Here is a 25,770-nt window from a genome sequence, read left to right on the forward strand (position 1 = left end):
AAACCAAATTTTCCGATTTACAAATATATGCTATTTTCTTGTGTCTGCTGTTCGGTTTTTCTCCTGACTTGTAACATCAAGTATATCAAGCAGGAAAACAAATATCGGAATACCGATAATTAAACCCCAAATCCCTATAAAATGTTCAGAAAAGATCAGCACGATAAACGTGAAGAAAATCGGCAGCTCCGTCTTGGCGGACATCAATTTCGGATTGAGGAAATAGGCCTCTATCGCATGGACGATCATGATGACCAATACCAGTGACACAATATAAGCGATTCCGCCGATGCTGTAGGCGATAATGCTTAACGGAATAAGGGAGAGCACAACGCCTGCGACCGGAACCAGCCCGAGGAAAAACACCATGACGGCAAGGCCGAAAAGCTGAGGAAAACCCATAATCGCGAGGGCAATGGTCGTCAGTGCGCAATTGATGGAAGCGATAATAAACTGAGCCTCAAGCACCTTGCCGAACGTTCTCGTGAATTTTTTCCCAAAGTAAGCAATTTCCTCGTAGAAAATAGCTATTTTGCTCGTCTTAAATTTATCCATTAAACTCATGACTTTGTCTTTTTCGATCAATAAGAACATGCTGAGAACCAATGACATAACCACCTGCAAGCCAAACGCGCTGATATCCGTGATATATGTATAGATAAAGTTAAGACCTTTTTCCAAATAGGATGTCAAATTGATATCGCCGAACATACCGGTAATCATATCGAGAAAAGGAATGCTGTCAGGGTGAGAAGCGATATACTTTCCTTGTTTGATCAGCTGCTGAATCTGGGTGACGATCACGGGGTAATAGACCACACCGCCGATCGAAAGCGCGATGGCAAGAGCCGCATACAAACAAGAAATAATCAGTCTCTGGCTGACTTTAATAAAGCGGTTTAAAAAACCGCGGATCACATTTTCCAGACGGTTCATCAAAAACGTAAAGATAAATGTGAGCAATATGAGATTCATCATGCTGCGGAACAGATATAAAACTCCCGCCAATACAACAAAAACTGAAAAACGCCTGACCCCAGGGTGCTGAAAAAATTTAATCAACGCTGCCATTCGGTACACTCCCACCAGTACTTTAGTCCTTAACTTTTAGCATTCAAACTTTTATAATTACAATTTGATGCATCATCTGTAAATTATATAACAAAACAGACCGGAAATCTCTTCAGAAGATCAATAATTTATAATAATTTAATATGGACGCTCGGGCGGCAGCGGCAGGCATCTTCCATAAAAAAGAGGGGCTGATGGTCAGCCCCTCTCTTCACCGCTCATTAACCGCTTCTTCTTTGACGTCCGCCTTTTTCGCCGTTTTCTTGATAGAACTCCTTGTCATGGTTTCGGCTTGTAGCTTCCCCGCCTTTTTGACCGATCTCCTGGTAGAATTCTTTGTCATGGTTTTGGCTTGTGGCTTCCCCGCCTTTTTCACCGATTTCCTGGTAGAACTCTTTGTCATGGTTTCGGCTTGTGGCTTCTCCGCCTTTTTCACCGATTTCCTGGTAGAATTCTTTGTCATGGTTTCGGCTTGTGGCTTCCCCGCCTTTTTCGCCGATTTCCTGGTAGAATTCTTTGTCATGGTTTTGGCTTGTAGCTTCTCCGCCTTTTTGACCGATCTCTTGGTAGAATTCTTTATCATGGTTTTGGCTTGTTTTTTCTCCGCCTTTTCTGCCTGCTTCTTCCCTGCTCATTTTGTTGTTGTCATTATTGTTTGCCATTTTCGATTCCTCCTTTTGAAGTGTTATGGTTTTTACATTCCACATTTCAAAAAGAGTAAACAAAAATAGCACATTCACTAAAGAGTCCGAGAATCGCGCGATTGTCAGCTGCCCTTTACCGTCCATTCCGGTACCGGAGCCGGCGTAATGTTCTGCAGCGTCTCACATATCTCGGCAGGATCTTCAAACAGCGTAATGTTGATGGATTCGAACGTGCCTTTTTGATTCGTTCTTTCATATATATCATCATGATAATCCGCCATAAAGTTCAAATAATCGTGCTTCGATTTCCAAAGCACCAGGACGACGGCTTCCAGCCCGTCTTCTGTTTCCATCCATCCGCCCCACTGCCTGATGAATCCGCTGACGTTTTGCAGCGGAGCCCATTTGGCCTGCGCCTCGCTGAACGCTCGAAGCTTTTGTTTGGCTGATTTGCACCGTATCAGCTTCAGTACATTCCCTTCCGCGAACGGGACAGTTTCCGCATTTGTTTTTTCTATACAAAGGTTAACCGACCTTACATCAGCGCGCGTCCGGTGAATGACGCCTTTCGGAATCAGCAGGAAATCGTTCGCTTTCAGGACTTCTGTGGGACGATCCTGAAAATCGATCAACAGCTCCCCTTCCAAAACAATAAACAGCTCATCTGAACCGGGATGGAAATGCCATACGTATTCGCCCTCCAAAACGGCGATTCGCATACAATGGTCATTCACTTCCGAAACGGAAAAATTGGCGTGCTTTTCTGTGACTCCCTTTATTAAATCGAGGACATTCATTTTGCGATTCATCAGCTTCTCCCCTCTTTTCATTTAATTTTCTTCCGAACTTATTTTACCATTTGACTTTTGAGCGTTCGCCTTTTAAAGTGTTGGATATTGGTGAAAAAACGGTTTGAACCTATAGAAGAGGTGTACATCATGCAAAATCAAAACGGAAAAGCTTCAGGGCTTTTGCCGCTGTTTTTATTTGTTTGTTTATTCGTTGGATCAGGTTTGATCACAGGCGACTTTTACAGCCTGCCAATCGTGGCCGCGGCGCTTGCGGCATCGGTTGTCTCACTGGCGATGAACCGGAAGGAGAAGCTCAGCCAAAAGACGGAGTGGTTTGCGAAAGGCGCCGGACACCCCGACATTATGATCATGGTGATGATCTTTATTTTGGCCGGAGCGTTTTCATCAGCCGCAAAGGCGATGGGGGCCGTCGAATCAACCGTTAATCTCGCGCTTTCGTTTGTACCGGGGCAGTTTATGGTTGCCGGTTTATTTATCATCGCTGCGTTTATCTCTGTGTCGATGGGTACGTCAACCGGAACGATTGCTGCGCTCGCTCCGATCGCTGCGGGAATCAGCGCTGAAATCGGTGTTCCGGCGGCATATTCGGTTGCTGCAGTTGTGGGGGGCGCGATGTTCGGTGATAACTTATCATTTATTTCCGATACGACTATTGCGGCTGTTCGCACACAAAAGACGAAGATGTCGGACAAGTTTAAAACGAATTTCCTGATTGTTCTGCCTGCCGCGGTTGCCACGGTCATCCTGCTGATGGTGTTCTCAGCCGGAGGGCATCCCGGAGCACAAGCTGGGACCTACAGCTGGGTGAAGGTGCTGCCTTATCTCGGGGTTCTGATATTTGCCCTTCTCGGATTTAATGTTATGGCCGTTATTTTCGGCGGCATCGTATTAGCCGGGGTGATCGGAATTTCCGACGGAAGCTTGACGCTTCATACGTATTTGACGGCGATAACCGAAGGCATCGGCGGAATGTCTGAACTGATCATTTTATCGCTTCTAATTGGCGGAATGGCGGAAATGATGAAGCGAAACGGCGGGATCGCATTTCTCCTTCAGTTTGTATCGCGGAGAATCCGTTCAAAAAAAGGAGCGGAAGCTGGCATAGCCGGCCTTGTCAGCGCGGCAAACCTGGCAACGGCCAACAATACGATTGCCATCATTACAGCGGGGCCGCTGGCAAAAGATTTATCCGACCGGTACGGAATCGACAACAGGAAATCGGCAAGCATCCTTGATATTTTTTCCTGTGTGATTCAAGGATTGATTCCTTACGGTGCGCAAATGCTGTCAGCTGCACAGATCGCGAAAATATCGCCTGTCAGCATTCTTCCTTATTCTTTTTATCCGATTTTGATCGGCGTCTGCGGCATTTGTGCGATTATCTTCAGACTGCCTCGCTTTACAGAAAAAGCGTAACTCCATGAGAAAGGCTGCCGTTATCAAACGGCAGCCTTTATTTTTCCTTAAAATATCCATTCTCCTGTAATAAAAGAAAAGAAAGACTTCAAAAGGACGGTGTCTTTCTCATGTTCCACACAAGAAATTCTTCTCTAAACGCAGCCGAATTTGTTCTTCTCGACCAACTTGTCGAAGAGGATCATCTGCTTCGAAAAATTGATTAGACTTCTCTTTCATCATTGAAAAGGTTAAACCTTATGACAGTGAAAACAAAGGCCGCCCCTCACTTGATCCGCTGATAGGACAAGTGGATGTCTGTGCCCTTAAAAGCTTTTATCGATTTGACGCGAAAAACATTCAAATAAAAAACTTGCGATCCATGGGTCGCAAGTTTTTGAGTGAACAAGCAATTCATATCGATATGCATTCAATGTAAAACCATTTTTTCATTAATCATCCTTACTCCAAACACTCCGCCGGCTGCTGTTCCCTCACTGGATTTGAACGTGACATTTACTCTCTCTTTTCCTTTCGTATATGCAACTGGAATGTCATAACATACATCAAAAAGCCTTCCTGGGTGATTTGCCTTTAGCTGCTGTCTGGCCAGTAGTTGATCATCTATCATGATCTCAAAATTTCTTTCGTATGTTTGTTCCTCCGATTGAAAGGTATCATCACTTCCAAAATAAGTGACCAGCAAATACATGGGTTGACTCGGCTCTGTTTTCATCTCATAACTGAAAAAACCATCTCCTCTGCTGTCTCGCCAGCCTCTGTGAACGATATTTGCGTAACCGGAGTAAGAGTTTTCTTTTTTCAGGTGATGTTCTATCTCCTGCTGTTGTTCATTCGGCTGAACGGCATCAACGGTTATGCGTCTGATGATTTCCTGCTTTTCTTTTTCTTCATCTGTAAAATCAAGATATTCCTTTTCAGTCATCACATACCAGTAAACGGAATACCGCTGATGATGCACATTGTAGAACGGCATGAATGTGATTTCTTCATTCCCCGGCTGTCCAATCGGTTTCGTTTGAAATACGAGTGATGTTTTGTCTATACACTTCACCCACTGATCCAACTGTCCCTGATCCGCAACCAACACAGGGACATCAATTAACGGATGGTTATTAAGGGCGAGATGATCAGCAAGTATATCTGTTTCAGGGAAGTTCTCTCTCCCTAGTGCTCCTGCCAAAACAACCGGCCCATACATCAGAACGCTTTTTTTAGAATCATCCTTCGCTTGATAGATGTGGAGTTTCATCGGCAGATCAATCTCAATACAATCTCCTGTGTTCCAATGTTTGTGAATAGCAAGGTACCCATTTTTCTCAACCGATTGAACTCGTTTTCCATTAACCACAGCTTTAAGGCCGCCATTCGTCCAATAAGGAATACGAATATGGAGTGTCATAGGCACGCCGTCAGCTTTTTTTACAACCAGTTTGGTTTTATTCGCTGCTGGAAAAGAAGTTTCCTGTGTGATGATCATTTGTTTTTCGCGTACGTTTATTTGTGAAGGAATAAATAAATTCACATACAGATCGTCTTGGTGTAAATGGTAAATATTCTGCGTGTAGCGCGCGGGGTTTTCCATCCCGGTTCCTGTACAGCACCAAAAAGAATCTTCCGGTGAACAATACACCTTGAAATGCCCCGGCTGTGTGGAAACAAAATAGGTTTTCATGCCTGAATCGGGATCTTGGGAAGCAAGTATGTGATTATAAAGCGCATTTTCATAGTAATCCGTAAATCTCGCTTCGTGAAACCACCGGAATAAATGCCCGGTCAATTTCAGCATGTTATACGTATTGCACGTTTCCGCGGTCGTCACGCCTAACTCCTCGCTGCCTTCCGCTCCGAAATGCTCTCCAATACTGTTGCCGCCAATTGCGTAGGAACGCTGATATACAACCTGTTCCCAAAAGAAGAGCGCGGTATTTCTATATGCTTCTTTGCCCGTAATATCGTACAGCTTGGCGGCTCCGATCACCTTTGGAATTTGGGTATTGGCATGCTTTCCTTCAAGCTCATCCTTCCCCTCTGCCAGAGGCTGAAGAATGGCACGATGACAGAAACGTTCTGCAAGTTCAAGATATGCTTTGTTTTTCGTCAACATATAAAGATCGGCCATCGCCTCATTCATTCCGCCATGTTCACATATCAGCATACGCTGAAATTGCTCGTCCGTCAGACGATCCAGTCCCTTTTTTGCCCAATCAGCCAGCTTGACGACGACTCGTAAAGCCGTCTGATTGCCGGTTAGCCGATACGTATCTATTAATCCCGCAAACAGTTTATGGATGCTGTACCACGGCACCCAAGAGCCTCCCAGACTAAAGTGGTCCACCCGAAAATCACCGCTGAACACTTCATCAAAACACGCCCTGGAGAAACCGCTTACATATCCCTCTTCATCAAATTGTTGGATATGACTCAGCTCATTCACTGCGTACTCTGCTTTCCTTTTCAGCTTTTCATCTTCGGAAGCCTGGTACATGGCTGATGCGGCGGACAGCCAATGACCGATCGAATGCCCGGCAATCTCTTTTGCCTCCCACCCGCCGTAGCGTGGTTTTTTAGGCGTCTGTGATACAGCCTCATAACAAGGAGCCAAAAGACGGTCTACATCCAAAAAAAGCAAATATTCCTTTCCTTTCATCTGAGAATCATAAAACTTGCCTTTTAATAATGTTACATCTTTCATTTTTTGATCTCCCCCTATCACGTCTCATCATGCATGGTGATGCTTTCATTATCCAAATGATGATATGGGATGTGAATTCAATATTTATCAAAAACATATCCTTTTTTTGGATTAAACCGTTACACTGGAAATAAGAATAGCGAAAGATGGTGAAGCCATGTATGAAGTAAAACTCCAAGCCAATCATCTCCCTAAGATCCGTGAGGCCGGACATATGAAGGATACAGAAGGGACTTTACGTCATCCTGACAGGACGATGGATAGAATCAGCGTATTTTTTTACGTAAAACAAGGTGCGATCCATGTATTTGAGAACGAAAACGAGTACCGCATTCAGGCGGGGAGATATCTTTTTCTTAAGAACAATACACCGCATTGGGGAGGCGATTTTTATACACCCGGCACCGAATGGTACTACATTCATTTTTACGCCGAACCTTCCTTGAATGAGGAGGAGTTTTCTCCATTTCACAATTCACCAATCCTTCTCGACAGCATCTATTCATCGCAATTAACCTTTCCGAAAAGCGGTTCTGTCCCTCATCGTGAGTACACAGAAAAACAGCTGAGCAGCATTATTCATGCCTTTGAATCACCAAGTGCTTTCAGGGCGCTCCAAGCGTGTTCTCTCACCTATCAATTCTTCATTGATCTGTATAGCAGTGCGATAAACAGTCAGGCCGGCACACCCTCTTCAAGGACCATCAGTAGAATCATTGAATTTCTGCACCGTAACAAGCATGCAAAGCTGGTCAGCAGAGATTTTGAGGATGCTTTAGAAATGAATTATGCCTATCTTTCCTTCCTCTTCAAAAAGCAAACCGGGAAAAGCATAACAGCTTATAAAAATGAACTGCTGATTGCACAGGCAATTGATCTATTCAAAACAAGCAACTTAAACGTAACCGAAGTCAGCAGCACATTAGGCTTTTCTAATCCTTATTACTTCAGCAGAGTGTTCAAACGGGTGACTGGAGTGTCCCCGTCTGTATATATAAGCGAAATATACAGAAATCAATAAAAAAACACTTGCAGTTCCGGGCCTGCAAGTGTTACGCGTGACTTTTCTGATAGAACGTTCGCAAGATATGTGTTTCCAGGTCAGCAAGGCGGACAGGGATCGGTATCCTGATTTCTTGATTGATCAGGCTCATCGTGATCTGATAGCTGCTTTCTAAATCAATATGATTTCCGCAAGACAAGAAGATAGGCTTCACGTCCCGCCGCGTCCGAACCTTGCCGTCAATGATAACGGTATATGCACCGACTTCATTTTCAGGCATCACGAAATCACAGCCTTTGATTTTGAGATAGGTTTTCGCAATCCCAATTGTCGGCTTACCGAGAAAAAAGCCGCATGGGTGGCAACGCCCATATGGTTGTAATGCAGATACCCGTTGCCATCAAACCAAAACACATCCGGCTCCGTTTCCAGCTTTTTGCCGCCTCAATGATCAGCGGCAGCTCACGAAATGCAAGGAAGCCGGCCACATACGGTACGCTGATTTTCCCCATGCTATGCACTTTTTCAATGACTTCTTTCGGATCAGCGTCAATCACGATAACACTGCACACCCCGTACGGTTCGCCGTCCTGCTCCCAATAAGCGAGGTCGACGCCTGCGCAGGTGTTGATGGATTCTGGGGTTGGGTTTCCTTCTATACCTAAAGGCTGCCGTTGATAACGGCAGCCTTTTTATCACTCTGTTTCTGTCGCGTCCAGCTCCGCAAGCCTTTCCATGATCCGCCGCTTTTTATACATCATCATTCCCGTTTCAGCCACACCGTTCACCATCGAACGGTTTGAGATTGCACCAAAGAGAATGCCTGCGACGGGTACCATTTGAAACAGCTTTTTCCATCCGAAAGAATCGCGGTATGTATAAACAACTTCCCGCCAGCCTTGAATTTGCGAAATCATATTTTCACGGGAGCCCGATGATTGATGGTATCGCCTGAGTTCCTGAATGATCGCCCTTTTCCCGACAATATCAGCGGCGCTGAGCTGCAGGCATTTAATAATAAACATCCGCTCCGTTTTTTCTTTAGGATCGTAGCCGTAAGATATCGCGATGTCCTGTAATGTCTTCAAAGAAAGGCCGAGGATTGCGGGAATATCGACAGCAAGCGTCAATAAGCCGCCTACACCGGTTGTCGCTCCTTGAACAGCTGCAGTATTCGCCCTGTTTTTCCCGAGGGTTTCACACATTTGATCCATCACTTCCAAAGGAGCCCTTTGAATATCTTCGATCGTCTCAATCGTTTCATCCGGCAACTTTTTCTGAAACTGGCGGATCAGATGTTTTTCGGACGTCAAGTATTGGCCTCCGTTTTGAATAAAGCCGCCGATTTCGTCGAGCAGCAGACCGATTTTATCTTGAATGAATGCCGGCGTAAGCTTGTCCAGTACCTTGAACGGCAGCCGGCCGATCCTTTCCCAAAACCACGCTTTCTGCTGTTCTTTTTCCCATTTTTCAATTTTTTTCAGTTCGTTTTCCAAATCTGTTTTGTCGTAGCGCACGGAAGGTTCGCCCTCTCATTCGTGTTTTTTTATAGTATACAATGATTCATCATATGAATCCGTGTTTTTTGATCGGCTTTCAGCGGGTAAAACTTATGAAAAAGGAGGAATGATCAAATGCCGTGGTCAATGGAAGACTATCCCGCTTCATTGAAACATTTGGACAAACCGGTGAAAAAGAAAGCCATTGAAATTGCGAATGCGATGGTTGACGAAGGATACGACGAAAGCCGGGCAATTCCGATTGCGACAAGTCAGGCGAAGGAATGGGCGGATAACAGGAGCAAAAGCGAACTTAAATCCTATGCGGAGAAAGCCGATGAAACGGAACGCGGTGACAGCGGTTCGAGCAGCAAGCCGGAGCTTGCGGAAAAGTGCGAGCATGTCATCAAACACGAAAAAGGCTGGGCAGTCAAAGCAGAAGATGCCAAGCGGGCCAGCGAAGTAAAGGATACAAAAGCAGAAGCCGTCGAACGGGCGAAAGAAATCGCCGAAAATAAAGGCACTGCCGTCATCGTCCATAAAAAAGACGGCAGTGTTGAGCGGAAGATCAGGATGAATTAGCGGGACGCTCCGTTTTTGGAGCGTCTTACTTTTTCCCCGCCAACTCCAATACAGCATCAGCTGCTTTTTGGTAGCCGCCGGCATTGCGGAGCGAGCGGCCGATTTTGGCGGCGCCGTCTTTATAGGAGCGGTTTTCAAGCATATCTTCAATCGTATTTTTTAAAACAGCCGCGGAAAGTTCATTTTTGTCCAGCTTGATCCCGGCGCCTGTCCGTTCCACCTGATCTGCGACGAAAAACTGGTCTGCCCCCATCGGGATGACGATGAGCGGCGTATCAAAGTAAAGGCCTTCATTTGTACTGTTCATGCCGCCGTGTGTGACAAATACATCAGCTTGTTTCAAAACCTCCAATTGCGGGATATACGGCCTCACGATAAAATGATCCGGAATGCTGCCGAGATCGGCGGGATCCGTTGATTTCCCGATAGACATGACCACCTTGCCGTCAAAGTCTTTCAGCGCTTCGATACACATATGATACAGCTCTTTTTGCTGATTAAAGATTGTGCCCATCGAGATCATGATGACGGTTTCCCCCTCCAGCTCAGCGAACGGGAAGCTGCCCGGATCCTGCCTGCTCGTAATCGACGGCCCGACAAACAAGTAGTCATGCCCAAATCGTTCTTCATGAGGCTGAAACTCCCTCGAGGTAAAGACAATCGTGATATCCCCCGGACAGGAGAATACGTCAAACGGCTTGTCGAGACTGACGGGATACCGCTCACTTAATTCGCTGAGGGATCGTTTCAATTTTTCAAAATACGGCGAGCTTTCGATGTCGCCTTGCAAGGTAAACGTTTTTGCAAACGACTCATCCATTGCAAATGTCGTACATAACGAAACGCTCGGCAGCTCAAGCATTTCAGCAATGATTTTCCCCGCCAAAAAGTGATGGTCATATATCACATAATCATAAGATTCGCTCTTGACTTCCCGGTAGATGAGCTGAACGATCTCATCGACTTTACCCGACATATTGTAAACCATTTCGGCAAAGTCCATCTTTTCTTTTTCCTTCCCGGGTGATAGAGCCTCTCTGAAATCCGGGTATAAACGGACTTCTGCGCCTGTTTTTTTAATTTTTTCAGCGTATTCCTCAACTGCATAATATACGATGCTTTCTCCTCGTCTTTGCAGCTCCTTTGTGATGCCAAGAGAAGGATTGATGTGCCCCTCCCCCGGGAAATTGATCATCAGTACATGTCCCATCACAGCTCTTCCTTTCTCATACGAAAATTTATATAAGGAAATTTACTACAAAAAGACAAACGAAGTAAAGAAATTTAATTAGATTAATAATACATAAACATAACTATTTGACCATTTGTCTGTTTCTGCATATCTTTCCTTTAAATTTTTTTGCCATGCAAATGAGCGTATATCATTAGAGAAAACAGGCTCTTTATTACTTGACAACCCCATATCGGAAGACGATTTTCCTTTTTTTAAAACAAATTAAAACACGGCGGATCGAGGCACAATACATCATAAGAAACAACCTACGGAGGTTTTGCCATGGATACGAAAGCAACCAGGATCGAGAAGGATTTTCTAGGTGATAAAGAAGTTCCGGCTGACGCCTATTACGGCGTACAAACCATGAGGGCCGTGGAGAACTTTCCAATTACAGGATATCGGATTGATGAAGAGCTGATTAAAGCTTTGGCAATGGTTAAAAAAGCGGCGGCTCTCGCCAATATGGATATTAAACGTTTATATAAAGAGCTTGGCGAAGTCATTGTAAAAGCGGCCGGTGAAATAACGGAAGGGCTCTGGCACGATCATTTTATTGTCGACCCCATTCAGGGCGGCGCCGGCACTTCAATGAATATGAATACGAATGAAGTTATCGCAAACAGAGGTTTAGAACTTTTAGGGAAAGAAAAAGGGGATTACTTCCATTTAAGTCCAAACACACATGTCAATATGGCCCAATCAACGAATGATGTGTTTCCGACAGCCATTCATCTGGCCACATTGAATCACTTAAAACGGCTCATATCAACGATGGAACATATGCTGGATGCCTTCCGCAAAAAAGCGGCGGAATTCGATTCCGTCATTAAAATGGGCCGCACCCATCTTCAGGATGCCGTTCCGATCAGGCTCGGCCAGGAATTCGAAGCCTACTCCCGGGTGGTCGAACGCGATATTCAGCGGATCAGGCAGTCGCAGCATCATCTCTATGAAGTCAATATGGGAGCCACAGCAGTCGGCACGGGGTTGAACGCCGATCCGAGATACATTCAAAACGTTGTCGCACACCTCTCAGATATTAGCGGCTATCAGCTGACCGGCGCAGACCATCTTGTCGATGCCACACAGAACACGGATGCCTACACAGAAGTTTCGGCTGCTTTGAAAGTCGGCATGATGAATATGTCCAAGATCGCCAACGATTTACGTTTAATGGCGTCAGGTCCGAGGGCAGGGCTTGCCGAGATCCGGCTGCCGCCCCGCCAGCCCGGCTCCTCCATCATGCCCGGCAAAGTAAATCCGGTGATGCCTGAGCTGATGAACCAGATCGCATTTCAGGTGATCGGCAACGATCATACCATCTGCCTTGCATCAGAGGCGGGCCAGCTTGAGTTAAACGTGATGGAGCCCGTGCTCGTCTTTAATTTGCTGCAGTCGATTAAAATCATGAACAACGGATTTCGGGTATTTACCGATTACTGCATCACTGGGATTGAAGCGAATGAGATCAGGTTGAAAGAATTCGTCGAAAAAAGCGTAGGAACGATTACGGCCGTCAATCCGCACCTCGGCTATGAAGCCGCCGCACGAATTGCGAAAGAAGCGATTGCCACAGGACGATCAGTGCGCGAGCTGTGTTTGCTCCATGATGTTTTGACAGAGGAAGAATTGGATCTCATTCTCGATCCGTATGAAATGACACATCCGGGCATTGCAGGGGCCTCGCTTCTCGAGGAATAGCCATCCGTCTTTCTCAATATGCTTTCAAGCGTTTATAGACGCCCGAGACGGGCTAAACATTTAATATAAATCAATTGAAAGAGGTGGAAAGACAATGTTAGGATTTCTCGTTTCTTTAATCGTAGCCATTGTCATTGGTTTAATCGGAGGCGCAATCGGAGGCGATGGTGCCCCAGGAGGAATGATCGGCTCTATGGTTGTCGGCTTTATCGGAGCTTGGATCGGCCACGGGCTACTTGGAACGTGGGGGCCTGATATTGCGGGATTCGCCATCTTTCCGGCGATTATCGGAGCCGCAATTCTCGTCTTCATTTTAAACCTGATCTTCCGCGGAAGAATGGGTTCTCAAGCGTAATATCCGGCCAGCATCGCCCGAAAGCGGTGCTGTTTTTTTGTTTGGGCGAAACCTTTCTCGCATATACTATAGCATCTTATGGTTGACAATTGATCATTGCAGGCATATGATGTTGATATAAATTTGCACTAAGGAAACTTTTATGTATAAGGAAAAACAACTGAGAATCTAGGTGAATCAAATGGTCAGTCACGATTTGTCCAAACACTCGCAAATATCAAAAGAAGCTCAAGATGCACTGGATGGAAAAAGCAAAGGCTTCAAAAGGCTGCTCCCTTTTTTGGGTCCGGCGTTTATCGCGGCTATAGCCTATATTGATCCCGGCAATTTCGCCACAAATATCGCGGCTGGTTCGAAATACGGCTACTTGCTTTTATGGGTAATCCTTTTTTCAAATATCATGGCTTTGCTGATTCAGTCATTGTCAGCCAAGCTCGGCATTGCGACGGGTAAAAACCTGCCCGAAGTTGCCCGGGAAGAATTCCCCAAACCGGTCTCCATCGGCTTGTGGATTCAGGGAGAGCTTGTCGTAATCGCCACGGACTTGGCCGAATTTATTGGAGCTGCTCTCGGGCTCTATCTGCTGTTCGGCATCCCGATGCTTGAAGCATCGATTATTGCAGCAGCCGGATCTTTCGCCATATTGGAACTGCAAAGGCGCGGCGTCAGACCGCTTGAAGCAGCGATAACAGGAATGCTGTTTATCGTCGTAATCGCTTTTGCCTTTCAAACCTTTTTTGCAAAACCTGATATCGGGTCGGTTTTGGAGGGCATGTTTGTTCCCCGCTTTGATGGTGCAGACAGCATCCTGCTGGCCGCGGGAATCTTGGGAGCGACCGTGATGCCGCATGCCATCTATCTTCATTCCGCTCTCACACAGCGGAGAGTGGTCGGAAAAACGGAAGCGGAAAAGAAAAAGATATTCCGGTTTGAGTTCATCGACATTTTGATCGCCATGCTGATTGCCGGAGCAATCAATGCGAGCATGCTGATCGTCGCCGCTGCACTGTTTTATAAGAACGGCATTTTTGTCGAAGACCTTGATGTGGCCTTCAGCCACTTCAGCAGCATGGTCAGTCCGCTTTCCGCCGTACTGTTCGGCGTCGGCCTGTTAACAGCCGGTTTATCAAGTTCGTCTGTCGGAACGCTTTCAGGAGATATTATCATGCAGGGCTTCATTAATTTCAGGATTCCGCTTTATTTAAGACGGTTCATTACGATTTTGCCGCCTATCGCTATTATTGCTTCAGGGGTGAATCCGACCACCGCTCTTGTCTTGAGCCAGGTCGTCCTGTCATTCGGCATCGCCTTTGCCCTTATCCCGCTTATCTTATTTACAAGCAATAAACGCATTATGGGGAGCCTGACAAATGCGAAGTGGATAACAGCCGTCTCATGGCTGATCGCTGCCTTAATCGTCGCCCTCAATATTTTCTTGATTTACGATACAATTTCTGGTTAAAGCCGGCCTCGGTCGGCTTTTTTATATTATACTGAAGAAAAGGGGGATTCTGGATGTTCAAATTAATGGTACGTGATGATCTTTATTTAAAAATGGTTGAACCAAAAGATGCCAAGGCCGTTTATATGCAGATCCAGCAGTCTAAAGATGTGTTGCGGAAATGGCTGTTTTGGGTGGACAGCACAAAGCAGCTGGAGGATACCGAAGCTTTCATTGAAGAAAGCATGAAACAGGCCGCTGCGAACAACGGGTTTCAAGCGGGAATATGGCATCAAGGCCATTTTGCCGGAATCATCGGACTCCACTATATCAATTGGATTAACCGTACGACTTCGATCGGCTATTGGCTCGGCGAGCCTTTTCACGGAAAAGGCATCATGACTGATGCCTGCCGGGCGCTGATCGACACATTGTTCAACGAATACGATTTAAACCGGGTTGAAATCAGAGCCGCTGTTCAAAACGTGAAAAGCCAGCCATTCCGGAAAGGCTCGGCTTCACGAAAGAAGGCTGCCTCAGGCAATGCGAGTGGCTTCACGATCACTTCGCCGATCACTTCGTATACGGGCTTTTGCGGGAGGAATATAAGACCCGCAACAAATAAGTTCGGGATTTGTCACACGCATTTTACACTGCAATCTGGTATGATAGATTAAAAAATATGGAGTTTTGAACATGAAAGTATTTATACTGTTTTACCTATGGATTGTCCCGCTCGTCATCGGGCTGATATTTTTCCGGATTACCCAGCGGACAAGCTTTAAAAAAAGGTTTTATCCAGGCTATGTTATGATCGGTCTTGCTGCGGCTGTATTTGCCGTCTGCTACCTGATCGGACAGCCTTACCTCGGGAATTTCTTCGGCGGTACAATGCTGTTCGGCACCCTGCTGCCGTTCATGGCTGCCGCAATGAAAAAAAAGAAATGACGAATATCAAAAACCCCGGCATGTTTTGGAGAGCCGGGGTTTTTAATCACATATTTTCTCTGTTTGCACCAAAACCCGCTGATTCACAAACGGTTTTATTTATTCACTAGATCAACGTCGATCACCTGATAGAAAGCGTTTTCAGTATCAGCCACATCCCAAACGGCCAATATGACATGATACCCGGAGCGGTCTTCTGGAATGTAAATTTGGTGAGATAAATGGCGGGATGCAGGGGAACCATCATGCGGTACGGTTCCAATCTGTTCGAAATCTGCACGCTTAAGCGGTTTGTCAGGATCCCAGCCTTTTTTGGTGATATAGTAGTGCCATTGGCTGGTGTTGTGGGGGGCGGTATATGTCCAGGTAAAGGTGTACTCCCCGCCGGTCATAATATGTTTAAACCAGCGATTTTCCGACTGTTGATCAAGAATCCCGCCGAACAGTCCGCCCGCGGATGCTATTTGTCCATCTGCCGGGCCGTCATGCGGAAACCCTTTTTTCGCTTCCAGGCTTTGCGGCTCATACATCACGCTTCCGCAATTCAGATTGAGAAGTCCGTAAGCCTCACTGCACAGAGCCGCTCTGCTCCCTGGTTTTTCGACAAAACCATGAGCGAAGGCCTGCTGAGGAACGATTGACATCAACAGCAATCCGGCTGCCAGTATGAAAGCAGTACCGAAAGGATTTTTCGTAAAATGCTCCACGTTACGATCCCCTCTCTTTTCATAGTGTTGAGACGGGTTTTGATGCAAAAAGAAAACACACGCAACCATTCCAATATTACCCATTCAATTTTAACATCTGAACATGATAAAGCCAAGGGGCGTATCCCTTGGCTTCATACTAAAAAATCCTTTTTAAGCTTTTTTTCAGCGGCGGCAAGTCGAGCTCTTTTTTCTCAACCAGTTTTTTAATCATATATTTGCTGTAGTTTACCGCCTGTGTATAGGATATTTTTCCCGGAAGCGGCGGTTCGTCTTCGATTGCCACATCGATAATCGACGGTTTTTGTGATTGAAAGGCATTTTTCAAAGCCGGAATAAGCTCTTCGTGCTTTGTCACGCTGAAGCCTTTCCCGCCGCAGGCCTCGGCAAACTTGGCATAATCGACGTTTTCGAGCGCCGTTGCATAATTAACATGCCCTTTTTCCTGCTGTTCATATTGAATCATTCCCAAGTTCTGATTATTTAAAATCACAACAACAATGGGCAGATGGTATTTGACAGCAGTCGGAAAATCGTGCATAGACATGCTGAAGCCGCCGTCTCCGCACACGGCTACAGCCTGGCGTTCCGGATTGGAAAGCTTTGCGGAAATCGCGCCCGGAAGACCGCATCCCATCGTGCCAAGCCAGCTTGATATCAGAAAATCCTGATTGGTCATATTAAAATGGCGCGCCGTCCAAACCGTCACATTTCCGACGTCAACGGACAGGACTGCATCATCGGCTACTGCGTCCTCAAGCCTTGCAATCACCTGCTGAGGCTTAAGCGGTGCTGTCGCCACCTGTTCGTCTTTTTCAATTTCATAGCGCCACTTCCTCATATGTTGTATACAGCTTTCCAAAAATCCGCGGTTCGATTTCCGTTCAATGGTTTTCGTCAGTTCCAAAAGCCCTTTTTTCGCATCGCAGACAAGACCGGCGGTGACAGGATACCGTTTGCCGATTTTCGCCGGGTTGTTATCAAGCTGAATAGCCGGCGCATCTTCCGGAAGATAATCGCGGTACGGAAATGAAGTCCCCAGCATGATCAACAGATCGGCTTCCTCCATCGCTTCATATGCGGGTTTTGTGCCGATGTGTCCAAGGTTCCCGAGCATGTGCGGGTGCCGATCGGGTACGACTCCTTTCGCGGGGAGCGTGACGATGATCGGAGCGGCAGCTTTATCTGCAAACTCGAGCAGCTCGTCTCTTGCCGCTTTCATTCCCCTTCCCGCTAAAATCACCGGTTTTTTCGCATGATTAATCAATTGTGCGCATTGCATCAGCTGGCTTTGCTTCGGTTGAAGATCGCCTTCGATATAAAGCGCAGACGTATAAACCGGCTTCCGCTTAATCTTTTCCGCAAACAGATCATCAGAGACGCTCAGTACGGCGACCCCTTTTTGGCTGTATGCGGTACGGATCGCCTGATTTAAAAGATCAGGCAGGGCTTCAGCTGAATGAACCTGCTGATTAAAGACAGCCACATCCTCAAACATTCGTTCAAGACCGATCTCCTGAAAATAATCCCTTCCGATTTCATTCGAAGACACCTGTCCTGTAATCGCCAGCACAGGCGCCCCGTCAGCTTTCGCATCATACAAGCCGTTCAGCAGATGAACGGCGCCCGGTCCCGCTATCGAAAGGCAGACGCCGATTTTGCCTGTCAGCTTTGCATCGGCTGCGGCAGCAAGAGCAGCGGTTTCTTCATGGCGCACTTGAATGAAGCGGAGGCTGTTTTCTTCATGCCGCAATTCATCGATAAATTCGTTGACGCTGTCGCCCGGCATGCCGTAAACATGATCAATATTCCATTCTATCAGCAGTTCTGCAGCTATTTTTCCTGCGGTTTTGTTTGCCATATCACGTCCTCCTTTGTTTATCCATACCACTTTTTCGCCGACGGGAAACGTGATACGGCATGCTGACGAAAGTGAAGAAAACACGACAGCGGCTGTTTCATGCTTTGTGTTCCCAGCCGCGCTCATCTCGCATAAAGATCTCCCCACCACACTGCTGAACTTGAAGCCATGCCCGAAAATTACGCCGGCACCTATCCTAAGCACCATTCAATGTACACATGATCAAATCTACTAAAAGGCTGCCGCTCATTTTGATATGCCCCCGCAAAGTTAGACAATAGAATGTCATGAAGCGGTTAGACTGACATGAGTCCGGAAATGGTATTGGACTCATGCCTTTTCATTTGATCTTCATCCGTTAGCACCAATGTTATAGCAATTGGGGCGCAGTTCATTCACACAAGTGTTGAAACTTTTTTTAACATTTAAATTGTTATAATTTAGGTTCGGAGTTATAATTTAACAGAAATGAACCGAATTTGCATAACTTCGATTGAAGTTAAGGTTGTTAAATCTTTCGTCAAACACAGGGGTGGTCGTGGCGGCAATTATTATAATCTGCTTTTATAAAATATATAGTATTTGAGGACTGGCTTATTTATCCAATCATCCTAATCTGATGGGTCAGAAGTGCTCGTACGTATGTGAATCCACCTGTCATGCGGCATTGTATCTAGGTTACTCCATTTTAGAAGGACAAGCTGGTCTATTCTATTAATGCAGATACCACGACAATCTCAATCGGCTTGTTAAGTCTCCTCGGCACGTTAGGTATTCATCATGCTGCAGATTGTCAGTTTCAAGTGCTGTGGAAGCCATCTGTCTTCGAGATTCGGTTGTTGCGATCTGAAGGTAATTTCACTGAAACTATAGTCGAAACACTCAAATCTTCTTATCTTATCAACCGTATACTTCATAGTCTAAGTTTCGGGTGAAAAGGAGAGACGCGGATCGTCAAAGTAAAGTCCCTCTCTTTTATCAAAGAATTTAGAATTGGAGGCATTTACATGTTATCAGAAATAGAAAAGGGGCTTGAGGGCCTGCGTGCAAAACTTGATCGTATTGATGAACAATTGTTGGATACATTGAAAGCACGTTTAGAATGCTGCATCAGGATCGGGTTGTACAAACGCGAGTATCATATTCCGATGATGCAACCGCACCGAATTAACTTTGTTCAGGAACGAGCAGCTCGATACGCTGACGAGAATGGTTTAAGTCAAGAGTTTTTGCATAACCTTTATGAGCTCATTATTTCTGAAACGTGCAGGGTTGAGGATATCGTCATTGACAATTCAGAAAATCGCGGGCAAGACATTTCTTCAAGCCCAGTTGACCAAAAAAGAAAAAGGGAGGAATTGTTTAATGGGGACAGAGATACAAACACTTCTAATTGATAACTATGACTCATTTACTTACAACCTCTATCAATTAATCGGTGAAGTAAATGGCCGACCGCCAATCGTTGTCCGTAATGATGTAGACTGGTCACAAGTACCGATTGATGAGATTGACAACATTGTGATCTCCCCAGGCCCAGGTCGACCGGAACGGGTTAAGGACTTTGGAATTAATGCAACTGTTATTCTAGAAGCGAAGTTGCCAGTTCTCGGGGTCTGCCTTGGACATCAAGGTATAGCTCATTTGTTTGGCGGGAAAGTGGGCCACGCTTCTGAGCCTATGCATGGACGATCATCAGTCATCCATCATTCAGGGATCGATATCTTTGACGGGCTTCCTCCTGAGTTCTCTGTCGTACGCTATCACTCCCTTATCGTTACTGATTTAGGTGATGATGTTGAAGCGATTGCGTGGACAAAAGATGGATTAATTATGGGGCTTCGACACCGCAATCTGCCGATTTGGGGTGTGCAATTCCACCCCGAGTCAATTTGTAGTCATTATGGGCACGAGTTGCTTGCCAACTTTCGAGACCTAACCCCGAAGCGCACTAGACGATCAAGACAGTCTCCCAAATTAGAGGAGCCTTCTCATTCTAAACATGATTTCTACCGGATTCATTTTCGAAAATTATCGGGATTTCCTGACGCTCAATCAAGTTACCAGGCACTATTTGCTGATGCACCTCATGGATTCTGGCTTGACAGCAGCAGTGTCATCGAAGGGTTGTCACGATTTTCATATCTTGGCGATGGGACCGGAGAGAATGCTGAATATATGACGTATAGCGTAGCAGAGGGTATTGTAAAAGTACAACGTCCGGGTCAAGAGACGGAGTTCATTCAACAGTCATTTTATGATTATCTTGATGAGCAAATCCGCCGTCGAGCAACATCTACTCCGGAAGGCCTTCCCTTTGACTTCAATCTCGGTTATGTGGGTTACATTGGCTATGAGCTAAAAGCTGAAACTTGCGGGAGCAGCCGGTATCAATCTGAGATTCCTGATGCGGCCTTGCTTTTCGTAGACCGCATGCTTGTTTTTGATCATCTTGAACAAGAAGCCTATCTGTTGTGTCTTTCGACTGGGGATGAGGATAAGCAAGCACTCAACTGGCTAAATACTGCAGAGCGAATCTTGAATGACATTCCTGCTGCAGCAAATGATTTTGACAAGGATTCAGTACTTACGTCCGTACCAGACCACAATATCCCAATCGAGTTTCGGCATAACCGGCCTTCTTATCTTCAACTGATCAACAATTGCTTGGAAGAAATCCGCAATGGTGAATCCTATGAGATATGCTTGACTAATTCCGCCACAGTTTATACCCCTATAGATCCTTGGATTACGTATACACACCTGCGAAAAATCAGTCCGGTTCCCTACGGGGCATTTTTAAACTTTGCCGATGTGGCTGTAATGAGTGCCTCTCCGGAACGGTTCCTCTCAATCGGTACTGATCGCATCGTTGAGTCCAAACCGATCAAGGGTACCCGGATGAGAGGCAGGACTTCTGCTGAAGATTATCAATTACGAAATGAGTTACTAAGTGATGAAAAAGATCTCGCAGAGAACTTAATGATCGTTGACTTAGTCAGAAATGACCTTAACACTGTTTGTGAAATAGGATCTGTTCATGTCCCTAAGCTGTTCGATGTAGAAACATATGCACCAGTCCACCAGTTGATCTCGACGATTCGCGGCACTATACGTCCGGACAAATCAACGGTTGATTGTGTCCGCGCTGCTTTTCCAGGCGGTTCGATGACCGGTGCTCCGAAAATTCGGACGATGGAAATCATAGACCGGCTCGAGAATGGCCCCCGCGGTGTCTACTCGGGCAGCCTCGGCTGGTTCGGACTGAGTGGAGCTGCGGATCTTAGTATTGTTATCCGCACAGTTGTTGTGACCGATGACAAGGCGACTTTTGGTGTCGGAGGAGCGATCGTAGCATTGTCAGATCCAGAAGAGGAGTTCAAAGAAACTCAGGTTAAAGCGCGAGCTATGGTCTCAGCTATCGCAGCAGCGGAAGTCTCTGCAGTGGGAGGTTCAAGATGAGTCAGGAAATAAGGCAGTGTGTGATTGCGGGGGGAGCCGGCGGCGTTGGCGGGATGTTTGCAGACCTCCTTGAAGGGTCTGGTATTGAAGTATGTATTATCGATATAAATCCTCCTTCCGTTCGTCGACAATTCAAGAAGTGTGACATCACTGTTCCGACTCCACAGGCCAAAGATATGATCCAAAAGGCGGACATGGTGATGCTCGCTTTACCAGAGAATGCGGCTCTTCAAGCAGTAAAAGTTGTCGGGTCGTTAATGAAGCCTGATTCTCTCTTGGCGCACACTCTTTCTGTCCAGTCACCCATATTTAAAAGAATACACGCTTTGGGTTTGCCTTTCGAAAGCATAGGTCTTAACCCTATGTTTGCTCCCAGTCTTAGTATCGCGGGTAGACCGGTAGCTGTCATCGTCCAAAACGATGGGCCTAAAGGAAGTCATTTGATTCAAATGATTTTAGATTGGAAAGGTCGCCCTGTGCTATTAGAAGCTGAGGAGCATGATCAATTGGCCGCGGCTATGCAGGCACTCACTCATGCAGCGATACTCACCTTTGGTTTGGCGCTCGCAGAACTAGATGTTGACATTGCAAAACTCAGTTCCCTTGCACCCCCTCCGCATGCAACTATGCTTGCACTACTAGCACGGATTAGTTCGGGAACACCGGAAGTGTATTGGGACGTCCAATCCGTAAACCACCAAGCAATGACGGCTCGTGCTACACTAGCTGAAGCAGTTGGATCGTTGGACGAATCGGTGAGGGATAAGTCCGTATTCATCGAACTTCTGCGTAAATCCCGAGAGGTATTTGGAAATGAAATAGCCCTTTATCAAGATCTCTGTACTAGTATCTTTGAAGGGCCAATCGCACCGAAGGAGGGAAAGCATAGCCAGACTAACCACCCCGGTTAATTGGGTAGAATCAAGGGTTTTGAAAACAACTGATTCCTTTGATCAGGGAACGGCTTTTTGGGACAAATAGAAGTATGAAAAGTCGTGAAGATTCGCGACTTTTTCACTGACAAGTTCTTTTTCATAACATCTAGTTTTTTGATATTTGGTCAAATTAAAAACAGCCTGCCGAAAACGGCAGGCTGCGTGATTTTATTGATCAAGCTTCAGCTTCTTCAGCTGTTCAGCGAGGGCGTTGTTGATCGGCTCATCCTTGTTTTGCTTTTTCAAGTAGGAGTGTACATCGCGCTTTGATGCTTTTGAATTTTTGTCTTTTGCCCTGCGCTTTTCGAAAACGGAGAGCTTTTCTCTGTGGCCGCAGACGCAGGCGAAGGTCTGGCCTTCCCCGTGGCCGCGCAGCTCCATGCGCTTATGGCAAACCGGGCAGCGGGCGTTCGTCTGTTTGGCGACTGTTTTGCGGTGACCGCACTCCCTGTCCTGACAGACGAGCATTGTGCCGCGTTTGCCGTTTACTTTAAGCATCAGTTTTCCGCAGTCAGGGCAATGCGTTCCTGTGATATTGTCGTGCTTAAACGTTTGATTGCTGCTTTTGATTTCTCTGATCGTCTGCTTTGCGTACTCCTTCATTTCTTTAATGAAGGCGGAGGATTTCAGTTTTCCTTTCGCAATGCCTGACAGCTTCTGCTCCCATTCGGCGGTGAGCGCCGGAGATTTTAAATCTGACGGAACAAGCTCAAGGAGTTGTTTTCCTTTTGAGGTGATGTAAATATCTTTTCCTTTTTTCTCGATCAGGAACGTGTTGAACAGCTTTTCGATAATGTCGGCGCGGGTTGCGACCGTCCCGAGTCCGCCCGTCTCTCCGAGGGTTTTCACAAGGTTTTTTTCTTCTCCCTGCATAAATGCAGCCGGATTCTCCATCGCAGACAGCAATGTTCCTTCATTAAAACGCGCCGGCGGTTTTGTTTCACCCTTCGTCTCTGTCAAAGACCGGACGGAAAGCGTGTCGCCTTTTGCGAGTTTTGGAAGGGTTTGATCCTTTTCTTCCTCGTCATCATCTTCGTCTGCGAAATCGTACACCGCTTTCCAGCCTTGCGACTGAACCGTTTTCCCTTTTGCCGTAAAGGTTTCCCCGCCGATTTTGGCAAACACTTTTGTTTCTTCATATTCAAACGGCGGCATTAAAACGGCGAGGAAGCGCTTCGCGATCAAATCGTAAAGCTTTCTTTCCTTTTCGCTTAACGCGCCGAGCGCAAGCGGCTCTTCCGTCGGAATGATCGCGTGGTGATCGGATACTTTCGCATCGTTGACAAAGCTTTTATTGGCTTTAACGCCCCGCTTCAAGATCCGGGTCACATGCTGGGCATAAGGCTTCACCTGCATGCCTTCCAAACGGTCTTTCAGCGTAGGGACGATGTCATTGGAAAGAAATCTTGAGTCCGTCCGCGGATAGGTGACAAGCTTGTGCTGCTCATAGAGCTTCTGCAAAACGGACAACGTTTCTTTTGCGGAAAAACCGAAGCGTTTATGGGCGTCCCTCTGCAGTTCAGTCAGATCATAAAGTCCGGGAGCAAAGCTTTTTTTCGCCGTTTTTTTCAAGTCGACGATGTCGGCCGGTTTGCCTTGCAGCGCTCCTGCAAGCTGTGACGTCACAGACGCGTTGAATGTGCGGGTCTGCTTCGTCTTCTTGTCCTGCCATGTCAGCGTCATGCCGTCAACCGCCGCACGCAAGCCGAAATAAGGGGCGGGTTTAAAGTTCTTGATATCTTCCTCCCGTTTCGCGATCATCGCCAATGTCGGCGTCTGTACGCGTCCGCAGGAAAGCTGGGCGTTGAATTTCGTTGTCAGCGCCCTCGTCGCATTGATGCCGACGATCCAATCGGCTTCAGCTCGGGCCACGGCTGAATGGTAAAGGTTTTCAAAGTCTTTGCCGTTCTTTAAGTTTTTAAATCCGTCTTTGATCGCTTTGTCTGTGACCGATGAAATCCACAGGCGCTTCAATGGCTTCGTGACCTTAGCTTTTTCGATGATCCAGCGGGCGACAAGCTCGCCTTCCCGGCCGGCATCGGTTGCAATGACGATGTCTTTGACGTCTTTTCTGATCAGCTGCGATTTAACTGCCTGAAACTGTTTTCCGGTCTTTTTGATGATGACGAGCTTTAAAGGCTCGGGAATGATCGGCAGATCTTCAAGCCGCCAAGACTGGAATTCCTTTCCGTATCCTTCAGGGTCCGCCAATGTGACCAGATGGCCGAGCGCCCATGTTACGATATAGCGGTCGCCTTCAAGATATCCGTTTCCTTTTTTATGACACTTCAGCACGCGGGCCAAGTCACGGCCGACTGAAGGTTTTTCTGCTAAAACGACTGTTTTAGACAAGTCCATCACATCACTTTCTTGTTCATGCATCCTTTTATTATAACAGATGATACAGATGCATCTCTAATGTTCACGATTCCTTTATTTCAATTTCAGAAAAAATCACGTGTGTCACGGTTTTGGCATATGGAGACGTTTCATTGATAAACGCTTCGATCTTCGCCAAGCTCTCTGCATTGATTTTCAGCATATAGCAGGCGGCTCCCGCGATCCGGTAGCAGAATTCAATGTTCGGGAGGCGTTCGATATACGCTTTAAACCTCTCGTATTCCCCGTTTTTCACCGTTGCTTCAATGATGCAGGAAACGGGAAGACCGACCTTTTGGTAATCGATGTCTAGCGTATATTTTTTAATGACACCGAACGATTCGAGCCGCCTGACTCTTTCGGTCACAGACGGCGCGGAAAGGCTGATCTTCCTGCCCAGCTCCCGCATCGATAAACGGCTGTCTTTCTTTAATTCGGCTATGATTTTAAAATCGAGATCATCAATTTTCATATGTAATTTTATTCCCTTCATTCTATTTCATTATTTTAATATTTTTACGAAAATTCTTTCGTTCGAAATTCATATTTTCATTCTGCTTATATATGATTATGAAGAGGTGATCATCATATGACAAGAATCAATTTTTCAGACAGAGGAGAAACCCCGTTTCAGCGGCTGCTCGGACACTCTGAAAGCCTGATGTCAAACTGGACGACTTTAGCTGAGGAGCTGTCAGGAGACGGCTTTTTATCAAAGGAACTGAAAGAGCAGGTACGCCGCGTGCTGGCTCAGGGAAACGGTTGCGAATATTGCAAGGCCAAGGGGAAACCCGAGATTCCGAATCAGCAGAAAACGAGCTTTGCGATGGGGTTTGCAGAGGTCTTTTTGGCGCAGAGGGAGCGCGTGTCAGACAGACAGTTTGATGTTTTAAAAGAAGTGTTTTCAGAAGAAGAAATAACGGAATTGACCGCATTTATTTGTTTTACGACTGCCCAGCAATACTTCGGTGCTTTAATGAAGCTTCCGGCAGACGCATAAATCCAACGGAGAAAAAAACTGT

At 46.2% G+C, this 25,770-nt stretch carries 20 protein-coding genes and 5 pseudogenes; 13 read left to right on the forward strand and 12 right to left on the reverse strand.

Features of this window, described 5'->3' with window-relative positions; translation table 11 throughout:
• Positions 1-30: 30 nt before the first annotated feature.
• The 4 genes and pseudogenes from BTA31_RS11750 to BTA31_RS23650 all read right to left on the reverse strand — a co-directional run.
• Positions 31-1,071 carry an AI-2E family transporter gene (locus tag BTA31_RS11750; protein WP_043926728.1) on the reverse strand — a complete coding sequence of 347 codons (1,041 nt, stop codon included), beginning with the start codon at positions 1,069-1,071 and terminating at the stop codon, positions 31-33.
• A gap of 221 nt (positions 1,072-1,292) precedes the next feature.
• Complete coding sequence (gene gsiB / locus BTA31_RS11755; protein WP_043926729.1) at positions 1,293-1,733, reverse strand: glucose starvation-inducible protein GsiB; 441 nt, start codon at positions 1,731-1,733, stop codon at positions 1,293-1,295.
• A 104-nt stretch (positions 1,734-1,837) separates the two neighbouring features.
• Positions 1,838-2,185, reverse strand: coding sequence for a YdbC family protein (locus BTA31_RS23645; protein ID WP_422109654.1), 348 nt, complete (start codon positions 2,183-2,185; stop codon positions 1,838-1,840).
• A 9-nt stretch (positions 2,186-2,194) separates the two neighbouring features.
• Positions 2,195-2,524: pseudogene (locus tag BTA31_RS23650) on the reverse strand (cupin domain-containing protein); the annotation flags it as partial.
• A gap of 129 nt (positions 2,525-2,653) precedes the next feature.
• Between BTA31_RS23650 and BTA31_RS11765 the strand changes: the two are divergent.
• A complete protein-coding gene (locus BTA31_RS11765; protein ID WP_076791729.1) occupies positions 2,654-3,943 on the forward strand; it encodes a Na+/H+ antiporter NhaC family protein in 1,290 nt (429 codons plus the stop codon).
• A 110-nt stretch (positions 3,944-4,053) separates the two neighbouring features.
• Positions 4,054-4,226, forward strand: a pseudogene (locus BTA31_RS22560) (IS5/IS1182 family transposase); the annotation flags it as partial.
• A gap of 126 nt (positions 4,227-4,352) precedes the next feature.
• Here the strand turns inward: BTA31_RS22560 and BTA31_RS11775 are convergent.
• Entirely contained in the window at positions 4,353-6,638 is a 2,286-nt protein-coding gene (locus tag BTA31_RS11775; protein ID WP_076791732.1) for a beta-L-arabinofuranosidase domain-containing protein, read from the reverse strand.
• 157 nt (positions 6,639-6,795) lie between these two features.
• On the opposite strand from BTA31_RS11775, the gene BTA31_RS11780 reads away from it, so the two are divergent.
• Complete coding sequence (locus tag BTA31_RS11780) at positions 6,796-7,659, forward strand: AraC family transcriptional regulator (RefSeq protein WP_043926732.1); 864 nt, start codon at positions 6,796-6,798, stop codon at positions 7,657-7,659.
• Positions 7,660-7,690: 31 nt separating this feature from the next.
• Here the strand turns inward: BTA31_RS11780 and BTA31_RS11785 are convergent.
• Both BTA31_RS11785 and BTA31_RS11790 read right to left on the reverse strand, forming a co-directional pair.
• Positions 7,691-8,300 (reverse strand): annotated as a pseudogene (locus BTA31_RS11785) (endonuclease V).
• Between the two features lie 36 nt (positions 8,301-8,336).
• The gene (locus BTA31_RS11790; RefSeq protein WP_076791735.1) at positions 8,337-9,158 is read right to left on the reverse strand and encodes an EcsC family protein; all 822 of its coding nucleotides are present in this window, start codon (positions 9,156-9,158) and stop codon (positions 8,337-8,339) included.
• A 117-nt stretch (positions 9,159-9,275) separates the two neighbouring features.
• Here BTA31_RS11790 and BTA31_RS11795 point away from each other — a divergent pair, with 117 nt between their 5' ends.
• Entirely contained in the window at positions 9,276-9,722 is a 447-nt protein-coding gene (locus BTA31_RS11795) for a DUF2188 domain-containing protein (protein ID WP_076791738.1), read from the forward strand.
• A 25-nt stretch (positions 9,723-9,747) separates the two neighbouring features.
• Here BTA31_RS11795 and BTA31_RS11800 read toward each other — a convergent pair whose 3' ends face one another.
• Entirely contained in the window at positions 9,748-10,932 is a 1,185-nt protein-coding gene (locus BTA31_RS11800; RefSeq protein WP_076791741.1) for a macrolide family glycosyltransferase, read from the reverse strand.
• 306 nt (positions 10,933-11,238) lie between these two features.
• On the opposite strand from BTA31_RS11800, the gene aspA reads away from it, so the two are divergent.
• The 5 genes and pseudogenes from aspA to BTA31_RS11825 all read left to right on the forward strand — a co-directional run bounded on the left by aspA (position 11,239) and on the right by BTA31_RS11825 (position 15,404).
• Entirely contained in the window at positions 11,239-12,660 is a 1,422-nt protein-coding gene (gene aspA / locus BTA31_RS11805; protein ID WP_043926740.1) for an aspartate ammonia-lyase, read from the forward strand.
• A gap of 94 nt (positions 12,661-12,754) precedes the next feature.
• Entirely contained in the window at positions 12,755-13,015 is a 261-nt protein-coding gene (locus BTA31_RS11810; protein WP_043926741.1) for a GlsB/YeaQ/YmgE family stress response membrane protein, read from the forward strand.
• A 181-nt stretch (positions 13,016-13,196) separates the two neighbouring features.
• The gene (locus BTA31_RS11815; protein ID WP_043926742.1) at positions 13,197-14,477 is read left to right on the forward strand and encodes an Nramp family divalent metal transporter; all 1,281 of its coding nucleotides are present in this window, start codon (positions 13,197-13,199) and stop codon (positions 14,475-14,477) included.
• A 53-nt stretch (positions 14,478-14,530) separates the two neighbouring features.
• A pseudogene (locus BTA31_RS11820) lies at positions 14,531-15,081 on the forward strand (GNAT family N-acetyltransferase).
• A 71-nt stretch (positions 15,082-15,152) separates the two neighbouring features.
• Positions 15,153-15,404, forward strand: a complete 252-nt coding sequence (locus BTA31_RS11825) for a hypothetical protein (RefSeq protein WP_043926744.1) — start codon at positions 15,153-15,155, stop codon at positions 15,402-15,404.
• Positions 15,405-15,505: 101 nt separating this feature from the next.
• On the opposite strand, the pseudogene BTA31_RS11830 reads toward BTA31_RS11825, so the two are convergent.
• Positions 15,506-16,072, reverse strand: a pseudogene (locus tag BTA31_RS11830) (lytic polysaccharide monooxygenase auxiliary activity family 9 protein); the annotation flags it as partial.
• Between the two features lie 178 nt (positions 16,073-16,250).
• Complete coding sequence (locus tag BTA31_RS11835) at positions 16,251-17,972, reverse strand: pyruvate oxidase (protein WP_076791994.1); 1,722 nt, start codon at positions 17,970-17,972, stop codon at positions 16,251-16,253.
• A gap of 1,007 nt (positions 17,973-18,979) precedes the next feature.
• Here BTA31_RS11835 and BTA31_RS11840 point away from each other — a divergent pair.
• From BTA31_RS11840 to BTA31_RS11850, 3 genes are read left to right on the forward strand one after another with little or no spacing between them, the layout of a single operon-like run.
• Positions 18,980-19,369: a chorismate mutase family protein gene (locus BTA31_RS11840; protein WP_076791746.1), complete on the forward strand. Its 390-nt coding sequence runs from the start codon at positions 18,980-18,982 to the stop codon at positions 19,367-19,369.
• Entirely contained in the window at positions 19,338-21,434 is a 2,097-nt protein-coding gene (pabB, locus tag BTA31_RS11845) for an aminodeoxychorismate synthase component I (protein WP_076791749.1), read from the forward strand. Before BTA31_RS11840 ends, pabB begins: the two co-directional genes overlap by 32 nt.
• Positions 21,431-22,345 (forward strand): prephenate dehydrogenase dimerization domain-containing protein, encoded by a 915-nt coding sequence (locus BTA31_RS11850; protein WP_076791752.1) that lies wholly within the window; start codon positions 21,431-21,433, stop codon positions 22,343-22,345. Before pabB ends, BTA31_RS11850 begins: the two co-directional genes overlap by 4 nt.
• A 192-nt stretch (positions 22,346-22,537) precedes the next feature.
• Here the strand turns inward: BTA31_RS11850 and BTA31_RS11855 are convergent, their stop codons facing one another.
• Both BTA31_RS11855 and BTA31_RS11860 read right to left on the reverse strand, forming a co-directional pair.
• A complete protein-coding gene (locus tag BTA31_RS11855) occupies positions 22,538-24,721 on the reverse strand; it encodes a DNA topoisomerase III (RefSeq protein WP_094777430.1) in 2,184 nt (727 codons plus the stop codon).
• Between the two features lie 70 nt (positions 24,722-24,791).
• Complete coding sequence (locus tag BTA31_RS11860) at positions 24,792-25,220, reverse strand: transcriptional regulator LrpC (RefSeq protein ID WP_076791758.1); 429 nt, start codon at positions 25,218-25,220, stop codon at positions 24,792-24,794.
• A 117-nt stretch (positions 25,221-25,337) separates the two neighbouring features.
• On the opposite strand from BTA31_RS11860, the gene BTA31_RS11865 reads away from it, so the two are divergent.
• A complete protein-coding gene (locus tag BTA31_RS11865; protein WP_076791760.1) occupies positions 25,338-25,748 on the forward strand; it encodes a carboxymuconolactone decarboxylase family protein in 411 nt (136 codons plus the stop codon).
• Positions 25,749-25,770: the final 22 nt, after the last annotated feature.

Source organism: Bacillus haynesii (assembly GCF_001969855.1).
Classification (GTDB): domain Bacteria; phylum Bacillota; class Bacilli; order Bacillales; family Bacillaceae; genus Bacillus; species Bacillus haynesii.

Excerpts from the sequence above, each read along its gene's own strand:
- aspA (WP_043926740.1), top strand. The coding sequence starts at position 11,239 with ATGGATACGAAAGCAACCAGGATCGAGAAGGATTTTCTAGGTGATAAA.
- BTA31_RS11835 (WP_076791994.1), bottom strand. The coding sequence starts at position 17,972 with ATGGCAAACAAAACCGCAGGAAAAATAGCTGCAGAACTGCTGATAGAA.
- BTA31_RS11795 (WP_076791738.1), top strand. The coding sequence starts at position 9,276 with ATGCCGTGGTCAATGGAAGACTATCCCGCTTCATTGAAACATTTGGAC.
- BTA31_RS11860 (WP_076791758.1), bottom strand. The coding sequence starts at position 25,220 with ATGAAAATTGATGATCTCGATTTTAAAATCATAGCCGAATTAAAGAAA.
- BTA31_RS11840 (WP_076791746.1), top strand. The coding sequence starts at position 18,980 with ATGTTATCAGAAATAGAAAAGGGGCTTGAGGGCCTGCGTGCAAAACTT.
- BTA31_RS11810 (WP_043926741.1), top strand. The coding sequence starts at position 12,755 with ATGTTAGGATTTCTCGTTTCTTTAATCGTAGCCATTGTCATTGGTTTA.
- BTA31_RS11825 (WP_043926744.1), top strand. The coding sequence starts at position 15,153 with ATGAAAGTATTTATACTGTTTTACCTATGGATTGTCCCGCTCGTCATC.
- BTA31_RS11775 (WP_076791732.1), bottom strand. The coding sequence starts at position 6,638 with ATGAAAGATGTAACATTATTAAAAGGCAAGTTTTATGATTCTCAGATG.
- BTA31_RS11750 (WP_043926728.1), bottom strand. The coding sequence starts at position 1,071 with ATGGCAGCGTTGATTAAATTTTTTCAGCACCCTGGGGTCAGGCGTTTT.
- BTA31_RS11780 (WP_043926732.1), top strand. The coding sequence starts at position 6,796 with ATGTATGAAGTAAAACTCCAAGCCAATCATCTCCCTAAGATCCGTGAG.
- BTA31_RS11865 (WP_076791760.1), top strand. The coding sequence starts at position 25,338 with ATGACAAGAATCAATTTTTCAGACAGAGGAGAAACCCCGTTTCAGCGG.
- gsiB (WP_043926729.1), bottom strand. The coding sequence starts at position 1,733 with ATGGCAAACAATAATGACAACAACAAAATGAGCAGGGAAGAAGCAGGC.
- BTA31_RS11765 (WP_076791729.1), top strand. The coding sequence starts at position 2,654 with ATGCAAAATCAAAACGGAAAAGCTTCAGGGCTTTTGCCGCTGTTTTTA.
- pabB (WP_076791749.1), top strand. The coding sequence starts at position 19,338 with ATGGGGACAGAGATACAAACACTTCTAATTGATAACTATGACTCATTT.
- BTA31_RS11800 (WP_076791741.1), bottom strand. The coding sequence starts at position 10,932 with ATGGGACATGTACTGATGATCAATTTCCCGGGGGAGGGGCACATCAAT.
- BTA31_RS11850 (WP_076791752.1), top strand. The coding sequence starts at position 21,431 with ATGAGTCAGGAAATAAGGCAGTGTGTGATTGCGGGGGGAGCCGGCGGC.
- BTA31_RS11815 (WP_043926742.1), top strand. The coding sequence starts at position 13,197 with ATGGTCAGTCACGATTTGTCCAAACACTCGCAAATATCAAAAGAAGCT.